The organism is Microvirga vignae, assembly GCF_001017175.1.
In the GTDB taxonomy this organism is placed as follows: Bacteria; Pseudomonadota; Alphaproteobacteria; order Rhizobiales; family Beijerinckiaceae; genus Microvirga; species Microvirga vignae.
Genome location: NZ_LCYG01000090.1, coordinates 1 through 11554 on the forward strand (window position 1 = coordinate 1; position 11554 = coordinate 11554).

Below are 11554 nucleotides of genomic sequence, written 5' to 3' on the forward strand. Positions count from 1 at the left end.
GCAGGCCCATTACGGCATCTAACCCGGTGTCCACACAATCGGGGGAAGATCAACCCACGCGAGGCGCGCCTTGGTCAGATCCATCGCTTTTCCCAGCCCCTCGGCTGTGGATCTTGATGGACAGCGCTCCCGCGCTGCCCACAGGTCCACTGCAGCAACAGGATCAGCATCGCATCTCAGAGGTCGATCTGACGATCAGAAAGTTGAAACGATGTCGTCGGACCTCACACCAAACTGCTCGCCGGCGACGAGGTGCTGGCCACAGCCATCCTCGATCGCCTGCTGCACCGAGTGCATGTTCTCAACATCAAAGGACGCAGCTATCGCCTGCGGGAACTCGAGGAGGCTCTTCAGCGGGCGCACGCCTGAGCGGTCGTAAACCTGGAGTCGCCTTATCTCGTAAATCTGGGTGTCGCTTGACAGCTGTCGAGCGTCAGCCGTTGCGAAACGTGTAGCTGTATCCGTTGATCGCCGGCGCGCCGCCAAGATGCGCATAGAGGATCCTCGATCCCTCTGGAAAGAAGCCTTTCTGGACGAGGTCAATCAGCCCTTGCATCGACTTGCCCTCGTAGACGGGATCAGTAATTATCCCCTCGAGCCGCGCACACAGGCGGATGGCCTCCTTCGTTTCCTCGGACGGAATACCGTAACGTGGGTACGCGTACTCCTCGAGCAGCACCACGTCATCCTCGACGATTTCCGCGCCAAGGTCGACGAGCTGCGCAGTATGCTGGGCAATGTTGAGCACCTGTGCCTTGGTTTGGGCGGGGGTGGCGGAGGCATCGATCCCGACCACTTTGCGCTGTCGCCGATCCTTGGCGAATCCGACGACCATGCCGGCATGCGTCGAGCCCGTGACCGTGCAAACCACGATATAGTCGAAGGCCAATCCAAGCTGCTTCTCCTGGGCGCGCACCTCCTCCGCGAACCCGACGTAGCCGAGACCGCCGTATTTGTGAACGGAGGCCCCGGCTGGGATCGCATAGGGTCTGCCGCCCCTTGCCTTGACCTCGTCGAAGGCCTGTTTCCAACTGCGGCGGATGCCGATATCGAAGCCCTCCTCGACCAGGCGCACCTCTGCTCCCATGATGCGGCTCAAGAGAATGTTGCCGACTCGGTCGTAGACGGCATCCTCATGGGGGACCCAGCTCTCCTGGACCAGGAGGCATTTCATACCAATCTTGGCCGCGACCGCGGCGACCATCCGCGTGTGGTTGGACTGCACGCCGCCGATGGAGACCAGCGTATCGGCCTTTGACGCGATCGCGTCGGGGATGATGTATTCGAGCTTGCGGAGCTTGTTGCCGCCGAACGCGAGACCGGAGTTGCAATCCTCGCGTTTGGCGTAGATTTCCACCTTTCCCCCGAGATGCTGGCCGAGGCGGTCGAGCTTCTCGATAGGCGTGGGTCCAAGGGTGAGCGGGTGGCGTTTGAACTTTTCCAGCATGTTCTCCCCAGCGATGCGTGATTGAGCTGAAACTAGCTATGCATAAGTCATGGTAAGAGGCGTGTTTGATGTGAGGTCAGCTGCGCTCTCCGATGTCCCAGAAGAGCCCCGTCATGATTTCCAAACCCTCCTTTCCAGACAAAGCAGCCTGGTCAGAAGGAGCACGCTTCCGAAATAGCCTACCTGACGAAGCAGCGCACAGGCCAACGTTGCGATGATTACTGTGCGAATGGCATGCGAGACGAGATAGATCATCAGAGCGTTGGTGTACAGGGCCAGCCGCAGGACGCGATCCAAGATCCTGAAGAGCACACCGTTCTCGCGGGTTTGTGCGTCGGATCATGTAGCCACCGTGTCGGCCGCAGCATGGGTCTGGCAGTTCTTCGGGCAGACACGGGCACAGGCTCCGCAGCCAATGCAGCGGCCGGGATGATCGATGACCATGATCATACGATTGAGCTGGCCATCGAAGTCGTCGTCCTCGCCATCGCAGACGCCGAGGATTTCACCCGTATCATCGATGCCGTAAAGGTGCATGACCTCGCGCGAGCAGACCTTAAAGCAGCGGCCACAGCCGATGCAGATCGCGCCATCGATGGCGGTCAGATAGTCCGGCATCCATCTGGAGCCGTCGCGGGTGAGAAAAGAGTTCGTCATCGTGAACTCTCCAACGCTGCGAGCTCTCGCTTGGCAGCGTCCAAGTCGGCATAAGCGTTGAAGGTTTTCTCGGCGACCGCCTTGATCTCTGTCCAGCTGACCGGGAGGTCCTCGGCAAGGTCGTGCAATTCCATCTTCGCAGTTCCCGCGCGCGACTGCAGCTTGCGGACCTTCTTCTGCAGCTCTTCAAGGTCTGGCATGATCCCCTTCCTCGAAAACCGGTTTCATCACGCCCGCGCCACGTCGGGATAGGCTTCGATGACGGCGATCGCATCGTCGACCAGTTTCGTACCGGCCGCAGCGAGTTTCCGAAGCGTCTCGAAGCCGAACCGGTGGACGTCGCGCAGGGTCTTCGACAGAACGACCAACCGCCCGGTCGTGAGAAGCACGCACCCGAAGCCCTCATGGCTCATCTCCATCATCGGCGATGCCATCAGGCCGGAGCACTCCTCGATCGCAAGCCCGACGGCGGTGTAGAAAAGGTCGAGCCTCCACAACACATCCGGATCGGGATCGCCAATGATCGGGATCGCACGGCGCTGTTCCCTGGTGACGATGAAGTCGGCCAGCAGCTCGGCATCCGATTGGCCTTCCCATGACCCATAAGAATCCTGAGCGCGGATTAGCCGCACGAGGCATTTGACAAAAGGGGTGGCAAGGGCCGTTTCGTCCTCGTTGACAGCAGGGCTAACCGCGGCATCAGACATCTCGCGTTCTCCTCATTTCAGTCCTCGAAGGACGGTTTCTTGTCGCTGACGCCTGCTTCCGCCAGCACCTTGCGCAACCAGGGCGGAGGAGCCGTCCTGAGCATCGTCTGGGTGCGCGACAGTACGTCTTCGATGGATTGAGGCTGAGGCACTTTGACCGGTTGGATTTTTGCCGAAACAAGCTTGGCTGCCGAAGGCCCGCCGATAGCCAGGCAAAACAGAAGATGGCAGCCCTTCAACGCCTCCACCTTCGGGGCGATGCGGTCGTCGCCCTCGGTCCGATGCTTCCCACTCTCGTCGGAAACGTCATCGAAGGCCACGGCTTCCACGAAATTCCACGAGTCGGGCGTCACGTCGTAGACAGCAAAGCGCTTGGCCGACCCGAAATGGGCGTTGCAGCCTTTTATGTCTTGTGTGGCGATCGCTACGCGCAATGCGCCGGCTTGTCGTTCCGGCATCAGTGCGTGATCCACGTCAGTGACGAGCGAGAAGCGACGAACGGAGGTCATCTGGCATGTCTCGGTTACGGAATGGATCAAGAGCCTCAGGAGTCGGCGCGTGCTGGCTGGCCTGGAAGATGTTGGCGACCTCGAAGATCAGGTCGCGCGTCCCCTGATAGAGGATTGTGAGCTTGTGCTGACTGCCGAGCCGGTCAAAGATCGGGAAGCCAACGCGCATGAGCGGAATGCCGAGGCGCTCCGCCGCTTGGCGTCCGTGCGAATGGGTGACGAGAAGATCAGCGCCGGCGGCAAGATCTTCCAGATCGCCGAGATCGCCAACCTGGACCGATTCGGCCGGCACTTGCTCGAGAATTTTCGATGTATCGGTCGTGGTGACGGCGGCCGCGATGTCGGAGCCCATGCCGATGAAGAAGGTCGCGAGCTGGTAGAGCTGGTCTGGTTCGGCGGCGATGGCAATTCTCTTGCCGCCGAAATGGAAATGTCCGTCGAGCAACGCATCCTGCAGTTGGGCCCGGCGACGGCGGAGCTTGGCCGGCACCGCGGCGCCCGAAATCGCGGACAGCAGCGAGACGAACCGGTCGACGCCTTTCAGTCCGGTCAGCGACTGGAACAGCACGTAAGGCACGCCGGTCAGCCGCTGCAGCACCTCAGCCGGGCGGCGCATATGCTCGCCGATGGCGATGCAGTGCGCCACCGTGCCAAGCTCGCGGATCTCGTCGATGGTCGTCCCACCATATGTGGTCGGAATCCAGCGATCAGGAACCGTGCCGTCGAGTGCGCCGGAAACATCCGGGAAAATCACCGCTTGCAGTCCAAAACTCTCCACTGTCTCGTGCAGATGCTCGATATCGGCCACGGTCAAGTTCCAGCCGGGCAGGATGGCGATCTTCTTTGTTTCTCGCGCCTGTTTGCCTGACCGCGTGATGGTCTCGATCATGGCCGTGACGGCCGTGGCCCAGCCGTCCTCGATAGCGCCGTGGAAATCCGGTGTGTTGGCCAGCACGACCTTCGTGCCGGCGAGTTCTTCGCCACGTTTCGCCCTGATATTGGCGATGTCGCTTGCGAAGTCTTCACCACGGGTTTCCACCAGCGCCGTCGTGCAGACCCCGATCAGCTTCGGATTGGTGCGGGTCTTGAGGTTGAGGATCGCCTCCTCCAAATGGTCCGCCCCACCGAGGATCGTCGCGACCTCATCCATCGCCGTTGTCTGCAGCGGGATCGTCTCCTTGAAGTGCCGCACGAAGAGCACCAGCGCGAAGCTGGTGCAGCCTTGGCTGCCGTGAAACAGCGGCATCGCACCCTCGACGCCAAGAAAGGCGAAGGCCGCGCCCAGTGGCTGCGACGACTTCAGCGGGTTGACCGCCGCCGATTTAGTCTGGGGAAGGATGCGGACCATCGGCTTACCTCAACACTCGCCGAAGTCGCCGGCCGTCGTGCCGGCGAATTTTTTGAAGGCGTCGACGGTAGCTCTTGCTCTCTCTTCTCCCAGCATCTTCTCCTCCACGGCAGGCAGGCAATCCCACGGTGCCGGCTCCCGCACCTGACACCAGATCGGGTTGTGAATGGCGAGGTCGATCTGGCGTACGAGTTCCACCATGCCGTCATAGCCGGCATAGGGATGGTGACGCTCCTGGTTGATATCGAGCCAGGGGATCTTGGCCTTCAGCGCGATAAATTGCGTGCGCCCGCCCGACAGCATGATGTCGGCCTTGTGCTCTGAGAGCATGGCGTAAAGCTCGCGCGGCGCCATCGACTCGAACATGTGGTTCTCGTCCTTGAGGATTTGTTTGATGCGCTCCTTGTCTTCCACTGTCGATTTCTTGACCGAGGTGCCGACGATCTCAATGCCGATTTCCATCAGCGCATGGACGACCGACCAGGACTTCACACCGCCGGTGTTGAGCAGTACGCGCTTGCCTTCGAGCCTCGGCCGGTAAGCCTCAAGCTTCTTCCACGCAATCGCCTCCTCCTCTGCAATCAGCGCCTCGGTGCGGTCAAGGATCTCCGGATCGGCACCCTTCCTCACGAGCAGGTCAGAGATCTGCCGAAGTGCTTCCGAGGTGTCAGTGATGCCGTAGAAGGAGCCCTCGAAGAACGGGATGTCCCAGCGCTCCTCCATCTTGCGGGCGAGACTGATAAGCGCGGTCGAGCACACCATCATCGCCGCTCGGGCGCGGTGCGCGGAGGCAACATCGACGTAGCGTGCGTCGCCCGGAATGCAGGCGCGCACCCGGATGCCGAGCCGATCAAGGAGCGGCTTCACCAGCCAGAACTCGCCGGAGAGGTTGAATTCGCCAAGGATATTGATGTCGTAAGGGCTGGCATCGTCGGGCTCCACCGTGCCGATGACATGATCGAGCAACGCCTCGCCGGCGAGCTTGTTGCCAAGATTCTTGGAGCCGACGAAGCCTGGCGCATTGATCGGCACCACCGGCAAGCCGAACTTTTCCGCGGCGCGCTTGCAGACGGCCTCGATGTCGTCGCCGATCAGCGCCGTCACGCAGGTCGAATAGACGAAGATCGCCGGCGGCGCATACGCTTCCTTGATCTCGCGGATCGCTCTGAAGAGCTTCCGCTCGCTCTGCCCCATGACCATGTCGAGTTCGCTGAGGTCGGTCGTGAAGCTTGTGCGCCACAGCGTTGGCCCGGACGAAGCCGCGCCGCGGTTGTCCCAGGAATTGCCCTCGCAGGCGAGCGGCGCATGGATCAGATGCGCAATGTCGGTGATCGGCTGCAGCACAATCTTGGCGCCGTCGAAGGCGCAGCCGCCGGCTGCCGCCCCGGGGGTCAGCGGCTTCGAACAGCCCTTTTTGCGCGCCTTGGCATCCTTGCCGTGGTTCTTCTCGCAGGCGGGCTCGTTGAAGACATCCTGGATTTTGGCACTGAGCGAGGACATGGCGTCGGTCTCCAAAGGTCATCGGAAGACGGCCGGCCTCGACGAAGGCCGGCCGCCACTCTTAGCGGGTGAGATCATACGAATAGTCCGTCACGCCCGGCTCAATCGTCTCGCGATCGAGCTTGTCGAAGATCTTGTCGAGGATCGTCGTTAAGACGCGCAGCCCGCCTTGGTAGCCCATGAGCGGGAAGCGATGGTGATGGTGCCGGTCGAAGATCGGAAACGTCAGCCGAATCAGCGGCGTACCGGTGTCGCGCTCCAGATACTTGCCATAGGAGTTGCCAATTAGCAGGTCCACCGGCTCGGTGAAGAGCAGCGAGCGCATCGCCCAGAGGTCCTTGCCCGCCCAGACCTGGGCATCCTCGCCGAAGGGCGAGGATGCAAGCAGTTCCTTCATCTCGGCTTCCCAGGCCGCCGTACCGTTGGTGGCGAGGCAGTGGATCGGCTCGCCGCCGGTCTCCATGATGAACCGGGTTATGGCGTAGACGAAGTCAGGATCGCCGTAGATCGCGTATTTCTTGCCGTGCAGCCAGGACTGGCTGTCTGCCATGGCGTCGATCAATCGGCCGCGTTCCAGGCGGATGGCCTCGGGGATTTCCTTGCCGGAAATCGCCGACACCTTCATCAGGAACTCGTCGGTCGCCTGGACGCCGAGCGGGTAATGGAACGAGGCCGTCGCCTGCCCGACTTCCGCGCAATAGTTCAGCGTATGGCGGGTGTTGTAATGCTGTAGCGACAGTGTCGCCTCGGCGTTAAGCGCCGCCTTCACGTCCTCGATCTTGGTGCCGCCGTCATACATGCGGAACTCGCCGTCCGACGGCGTGTCGAACTGGTCAGAGGCGTCCTGGATGAAGGTGTAGGACACGCCCATCAGGTTGAGCAGGTGCCTCACTTCCCGGTTGTTGCCGACGCAGAAGCCGTCGAAACCCGGAATGATGTTGATGGTGCCAGCGGCTTCCGTGCGCTCCTTGCCATCCCAAAAATGCTCCAGCACGCCTTCCATCATACCGTCATAGCCATCGATATGGCTGCCGACGAACGCCGGCGTGTGGGCGAAAGGCACGTCGAAGTCACGCGGGACTGAGCCTTCGTTCTTGGCGTTCTCAATGAAGCCGTGCAGGTCGTCGCCAATGACCTCCGCCATACAGGTGGTCGAGACGGCGATCATCTTTGGGTCGTAGAGCGTGTAGGTGTTGGCGAGCCCGTCAACCATGTTCTTCAGACCGCCAAACACCGCCGCGTCCTCGGTCATCGAGGAGGAAACGGCGGACGCAGGTTCCTTGAAATGGCGCGACAGGTGCGAGCGGTAATAGGCCACGCAGCCCTGGCTGCCATGGACGAAGGACATCGTCCGCTCAAAACCGGCTGCCGCGAACACCGCGCCGAGCGGCTGGCAGGCCTTGGCTGGGTTCACGACAAGCGCTTCGCGAGCGAGGTTTTTTTCGCGGTATTCCCAGGTCTTGGTGAACTCGCGTTGATCAGCAACGACCTGATCCGGGTGCGGACATTCGAAATTCAGCTTCTTCGCGGCGAGCATCTGCCTGTATTCCGGCTCGCGAAACAGGGGAGCATGATCGAGAACTTTTTCGGCCGACTGCGGCATGGTGGTCACCTCTTCCATCTGGCCGCGCCATACGGCGGCACAGGGATGTCGAGACGTTTCAGGTCTCCCGCGGATCAAAGCCCGCGGGCGTTCATCGGCCTCCCTGCCCGTGGGAGGCCAGGTTCTCATTCGGCGGCCATCGCCGCCAGCGGCACGGCCTTTTTCTTCCAGGGGGCGTCGTAGAGGTCCCAGACCGGGTTGTTGATGGCCAGATCCATGTCGCGGGCGAAGATGGCAAACCCGTCATAGCCGTGATACGGGCCGGAATAATCCCAGGAGTGCATCTGGCGGAACGGGATGCCCATCTTCTGTACCGGGTACTTCTCCTTGATGCCGGAGCCAACGAGATCAGGGCGGATCCCCTCTATGAACTTCTCCAGCTCGTAACCGGTCACGTCGTCATAGATCAGCGTACCCTTCTTCACGTAATGGCCAGTGCGCTGATAGTCATCGTTGTGGCCGAACTCGTAGCCGGTGCCGACGATCTCCATGCCGAGATCCTCGTAGGCCGTGATGACGTGACGGGGACGCAGGCCGCCGACATAGAGCATCACCGTCTTGCCCTCGAGGCGCGGCCGGTACTTGGCAATGACCGCATCGACCAAGGGTCGGTACTTGGCGATGACCGCCTCGGTCTTGTCCTCGATTTCCGGCCCGAAATGCTTGGCAATCTTGCGCAGAGAGGCTTCGATCTGGGAGGGGCCAAAGAAATTGTATTCCATCCAGGCGATGCCGTACTTTTCCTCCATGTGCCGGCAGATGTAGTTCATCGACCGGTAGCAGTGGATGAGGTTGAGCTTAGCCTTCGGCGCGCGCTCGATCTCGGCGAGCGTGGCGTCCCCCGACCAGTTGCCGACCACGCGCAGCCCCACCTCCTCGAGCAGGATGCGCGAGGCCCAGGCGTCGCCGCCGATATTGTAGTCGCCGATGACGTTGACGTCGTAAGGGCTGGGCTCGAACTCGACTTCCTTCTTGTCGAAGACCCAGTCACGGATCGCGTCGTTGGCGATGTGGTGGCCGAGCGATTGCGAGACGCCGCGGAAGCCCTCGCAGCGCACCGGCACAATCGTCTTGTCGTGCTCCTTGGCCTTCTTGCGCGACACCGCCTCGATATCGTCGCCAATCAGGCCGATCGGGCATTCGGACTGCACGGTGATGCCCTTGTTCAGCGGAAACAGTTCCTCGACCTCGTCGATGACCTGTTCCAGCTTCTTGTCGCCACCGAAAACAATGTCCTTCTCCTGGAAGTCGGAGGTGAACTGCATCGTCACGAACGTATCGATGCCCGTCATGCCGGTGTAGTAGTTGCGGCGCTGCGACCAGGAATATTGACCGCAACCGACTGGTCCGTGCGAGATGTGGACCATATCCTTGACCGGGCCCCACACCACACCTTTGGAGCCGGCATAGGCGCAGCCGCGGATTGTCATCACGCCTGGAATGGACTTGATGTTCGATTTGACGTCGCATTCGGACAGGACCTTGCCCGCCTCGCCGATCTCATCCCTGTGCGTGGCAACACTGAGGTGCTTCTTGCGGCGCTTCGCCGCCTTGTCTGGATATTGCGACAACACTTCCTCGATAAGCTTCTCATGGAGAGCGCCGTTATTCTCGTGGTCCAGGCTCATGGGCCCTGCCCCTTTCAAGATTCGGGTGACGCCTCGCCGACGAGGCGCCGTTCGTGGAAAGGCACGCCGGGTCAAGGTCGGCGCCTCCTGTCGGCAGCGGCGGTTACCGGGCAGCCGCCAGCGTCGCTTCCTTGGCCTGAAGCTCGGCAAGCATCTGCTCGTCGGTCTTCATGATGCCGAAGTCGAGCAGCATGTCCTCGAGCTCTTCCATGGTGATCGGGGTCGGGATGGTGCCCTGGCCCGAATTGGCATGGATTTTCTCGGCCAGCGCGCGGTATTCCCCGGCCTGCTTGGAGTCCGGCGCGTACTGGATCACTGTCATCTTCCTGAGCTCGGCGTGCTGGACGATGTTGTCGCGCGGCACGAAGTGGATGAGTTTGGAATTGAGCTTGGCCGCCAGCGCCTCGGCGAGGTCGAGCTCACGGTCGGTCTGGCGCTCGTTGCAGATCAGGCCGCCGAGCCGCACGCCGCCCGCATGGGCATATTTCAGGATGCCCTTGGCGATGTTGTTGGCGGCATAGAGCGCCATCATCTCGCCGGACATGACGATGTAGATTTCCTGGGCCTTGTTCTCGCGGATCGGCATCGCGAAGCCGCCGCACACCACGTCGCCGAGCACGTCATAGGAGACATAGTCGACATCGTCATAAGCGCCGTTCTCCTCGAGGAAGTTGATCGAGGTAATGACGCCGCGGCCAGCGCAGCCGACGCCCGGCTCGGGGCCGCCGGACTCCACGCACTTGATGCCTCGGTAGCCGACCTTGAGTACGTCCTCGAGTTCGAGGTCTTCCACCGAACCTTCCTGTGCCGCGAGATGCAGGACGGTATCCTGCGCGTTCGAGTTCAGGATCAGGCGGGTGGAGCCGGGCTCGGGGTCGCAGCCGACGATGAGGATCTTCTGCCCGAGGTCGACAAGGGCGGCGAGCGTGTTTTGGGAGGTGGTGGATTTGCCGATGCCTCCTTTCCCATAGAATGCGATCTGACGCAGACCTGCCATGTTGCTTCCTTCCTTCGTTTCATCGATCGCGATGTCACCCACGACATGAATATCGGTCGACAGCTCCTGCCGCGCCGCGACGAGAGAGTTTCATAACTCGTGCCAATTTGGCTGATCGAGCCGAAGAACGAACTTTGCGATTGCTTTTCAGCTACTTAGCCTGAGGCGCAACAAGTGACGGGCTCAACAAGCCTGTGTCGCAGAGCCGACAAACCCGACAGAAGGTGTCGGATGGCGTGACCTGCGATTGCTATACGTTGACCTCGCTGGAGAGCCATAAGGGCTGGCGATCTATCAGCGTACGAACAGCTGGATCAACGAGCGTCGAAATGGAGGCCTTTGCACATCCAAGCTCCCCCAGTGGAGAAGTCCTCATGCCGGGTATGTGTTGCCTTTCCGTTTGCGGAAGAACGCAACGAGCGAGATCGCCACCAGACGGCATCGGGACCTGACGATCTTCAAAACGCTTCGACTGCCCAGTCACCGAACTCAGCAGTGCCCGCCGGTGGCCAGAGCTGCCCGACACCAAACGATGCCACACCCTGGTCGTCCATTCGGAGAGTGGCGGCTTCAGGAACTCGGTCGGCACAGAGGACTCGCATAGGCTTGGTGTCGGTTACCAGCAATGGTGGCACCCTCCTTATGTTGGCCTAGGCGCGACCTATGCGACCGGATCCTGGCGTATGACCCGTGAGGTTATCACCAGTCCGTTTGTGGTTGCGGAGGACAAGGACCATCATAACCAGCGGGACCTCCTATTCACCGAGGATTTCGCTCCCGATTGGATGGTTGGCCTGAGCCTTGGTGCTGAATACGCCGTCTCGGTGCACCTCTCGCTCACGGCGAAGCGCGGATGCCTCTCGAGCCAAGCCTTCACCTTCGGGAGTTTGCGGGTCGCGTCATTGTCGACAATCAGGTGCAGGTCGAGGCGCTTGTCCGTGACCCGGTCGATCTCGCGCAGGAGGCGTAAGAGCTCCTGATGGCGATGCCGCTTCATGCAGGTGCCCAGGACCGTGCCGGTCGCCCCATCCAGAGCGGCAAACAGGGTCGTGGTGCCATGCCGTTGATCGTCTTGGGTCATGGTACCGGCACGGCCCTTCTTCAGCGGCAAGTTCGGCTGGGTGCGGTCGAGCGCCTAGAGGGTGTCTGGAAAATCGG

The 11554-nt window shown here is 61.1% G+C and carries 11 protein-coding genes and 3 pseudogenes; 2 read left to right on the forward strand and 12 right to left on the reverse strand.

The window, feature by feature from the left end; genetic code table 11:
- Window positions 1–243 precede the first annotated feature (243 nt).
- Window positions 244–369 (forward strand): annotated as a pseudogene (locus tag AA309_RS36010) (ATP-binding protein); the annotation flags it as partial.
- Window positions 370–433: 64 nt separating this feature from the next.
- On the opposite strand, the gene AA309_RS26630 reads toward AA309_RS36010, so the two are convergent.
- The 11 genes from AA309_RS26630 to nifH form a co-directional block, all read right to left on the reverse strand.
- On the reverse strand, window positions 434–1447 hold the full coding sequence (locus tag AA309_RS26630; RefSeq protein ID WP_047192049.1) for a 1-aminocyclopropane-1-carboxylate deaminase: 1014 nt from the start codon (window positions 1445–1447) through the stop codon (window positions 434–436).
- A 111-nt stretch (window positions 1448–1558) separates the two neighbouring features.
- Window positions 1559–1702 carry an exopolysaccharide production repressor protein gene (locus tag AA309_RS32580; protein WP_084731695.1) on the reverse strand — a complete coding sequence of 48 codons (144 nt, stop codon included), beginning with the start codon at window positions 1700–1702 and terminating at the stop codon, window positions 1559–1561.
- Between the two features lie 84 nt (window positions 1703–1786).
- Window positions 1787–2104: a ferredoxin III, nif-specific gene (fdxB, locus tag AA309_RS26640; RefSeq protein WP_047192050.1), complete on the reverse strand. Its 318-nt coding sequence runs from the start codon at window positions 2102–2104 to the stop codon at window positions 1787–1789.
- Window positions 2101–2304 (reverse strand): CCE_0567 family metalloprotein, encoded by a 204-nt coding sequence (locus AA309_RS26645; RefSeq protein ID WP_047192051.1) that lies wholly within the window; start codon window positions 2302–2304, stop codon window positions 2101–2103. The genes fdxB and AA309_RS26645 overlap by 4 nt, the downstream gene beginning before the upstream one ends.
- Window positions 2305–2331: 27 nt before the next feature.
- Window positions 2332–2811 (reverse strand): NifX-associated nitrogen fixation protein, encoded by a 480-nt coding sequence (locus tag AA309_RS26650; protein WP_047192052.1) that lies wholly within the window; start codon window positions 2809–2811, stop codon window positions 2332–2334.
- 17 nt (window positions 2812–2828) lie between these two features.
- On the reverse strand, window positions 2829–3320 hold the full coding sequence (nifX, locus tag AA309_RS26655; RefSeq protein ID WP_047192053.1) for a nitrogen fixation protein NifX: 492 nt from the start codon (window positions 3318–3320) through the stop codon (window positions 2829–2831).
- Window positions 3286–4668, reverse strand: a complete 1383-nt coding sequence (gene nifN / locus AA309_RS26660; protein WP_047192054.1) for a nitrogenase iron-molybdenum cofactor biosynthesis protein NifN — start codon at window positions 4666–4668, stop codon at window positions 3286–3288. The genes nifX and nifN overlap by 35 nt, the downstream gene beginning before the upstream one ends.
- A gap of 9 nt (window positions 4669–4677) precedes the next feature.
- Window positions 4678–6168 (reverse strand): nitrogenase iron-molybdenum cofactor biosynthesis protein NifE, encoded by a 1491-nt coding sequence (gene nifE, locus AA309_RS26665; protein WP_047192055.1) that lies wholly within the window; start codon window positions 6166–6168, stop codon window positions 4678–4680.
- A 61-nt stretch (window positions 6169–6229) separates the two neighbouring features.
- Complete coding sequence (gene nifK, locus AA309_RS26670; RefSeq protein ID WP_047192056.1) at window positions 6230–7771, reverse strand: nitrogenase molybdenum-iron protein subunit beta; 1542 nt, start codon at window positions 7769–7771, stop codon at window positions 6230–6232.
- A 125-nt stretch (window positions 7772–7896) separates the two neighbouring features.
- Window positions 7897–9399, reverse strand: a complete 1503-nt coding sequence (nifD, locus tag AA309_RS26675) for a nitrogenase molybdenum-iron protein alpha chain (protein WP_047192057.1) — start codon at window positions 9397–9399, stop codon at window positions 7897–7899.
- A 103-nt stretch (window positions 9400–9502) separates the two neighbouring features.
- Window positions 9503–10396 carry a nitrogenase iron protein gene (gene nifH / locus AA309_RS26680; protein ID WP_047192060.1) on the reverse strand — a complete coding sequence of 298 codons (894 nt, stop codon included), beginning with the start codon at window positions 10394–10396 and terminating at the stop codon, window positions 9503–9505.
- Window positions 10397–10938: 542 nt separating this feature from the next.
- On the opposite strand from nifH, the pseudogene AA309_RS36895 reads away from it, so the two are divergent.
- A pseudogene (locus AA309_RS36895) lies at window positions 10939–11181 on the forward strand (omptin family outer membrane protease); the annotation flags it as partial.
- Between the two features lie 59 nt (window positions 11182–11240).
- On the opposite strand, the pseudogene AA309_RS35505 reads toward AA309_RS36895, so the two are convergent.
- Window positions 11241–11531, reverse strand: a pseudogene (locus tag AA309_RS35505) (IS630 family transposase); the annotation flags it as partial.
- Window positions 11532–11554 lie beyond the last annotated feature (23 nt).

What these genes read in the sequence shown, in the direction of transcription:
- AA309_RS26630 (WP_047192049.1), bottom strand. Translation starts at nt 1,447, where the DNA reads ATGCTGGAAAAGTTCAAACGCCACCCGCTCACCCTTGGACCCACGCCT.
- AA309_RS32580 (WP_084731695.1), bottom strand. Translation starts at nt 1,702, where the DNA reads ATGATCTATCTCGTCTCGCATGCCATTCGCACAGTAATCATCGCAACG.
- fdxB (WP_047192050.1), bottom strand. Translation starts at nt 2,104, where the DNA reads ATGACGAACTCTTTTCTCACCCGCGACGGCTCCAGATGGATGCCGGAC.
- AA309_RS26645 (WP_047192051.1), bottom strand. Translation starts at nt 2,304, where the DNA reads ATGCCAGACCTTGAAGAGCTGCAGAAGAAGGTCCGCAAGCTGCAGTCG.
- AA309_RS26650 (WP_047192052.1), bottom strand. Translation starts at nt 2,811, where the DNA reads ATGTCTGATGCCGCGGTTAGCCCTGCTGTCAACGAGGACGAAACGGCC.
- nifX (WP_047192053.1), bottom strand. Translation starts at nt 3,320, where the DNA reads ATGACCTCCGTTCGTCGCTTCTCGCTCGTCACTGACGTGGATCACGCA.
- nifN (WP_047192054.1), bottom strand. Translation starts at nt 4,668, where the DNA reads ATGGTCCGCATCCTTCCCCAGACTAAATCGGCGGCGGTCAACCCGCTG.
- nifE (WP_047192055.1), bottom strand. Translation starts at nt 6,168, where the DNA reads ATGTCCTCGCTCAGTGCCAAAATCCAGGATGTCTTCAACGAGCCCGCC.
- nifK (WP_047192056.1), bottom strand. Translation starts at nt 7,771, where the DNA reads ATGCCGCAGTCGGCCGAAAAAGTTCTCGATCATGCTCCCCTGTTTCGC.
- nifD (WP_047192057.1), bottom strand. Translation starts at nt 9,399, where the DNA reads ATGAGCCTGGACCACGAGAATAACGGCGCTCTCCATGAGAAGCTTATC.
- nifH (WP_047192060.1), bottom strand. Translation starts at nt 10,396, where the DNA reads ATGGCAGGTCTGCGTCAGATCGCATTCTATGGGAAAGGAGGCATCGGC.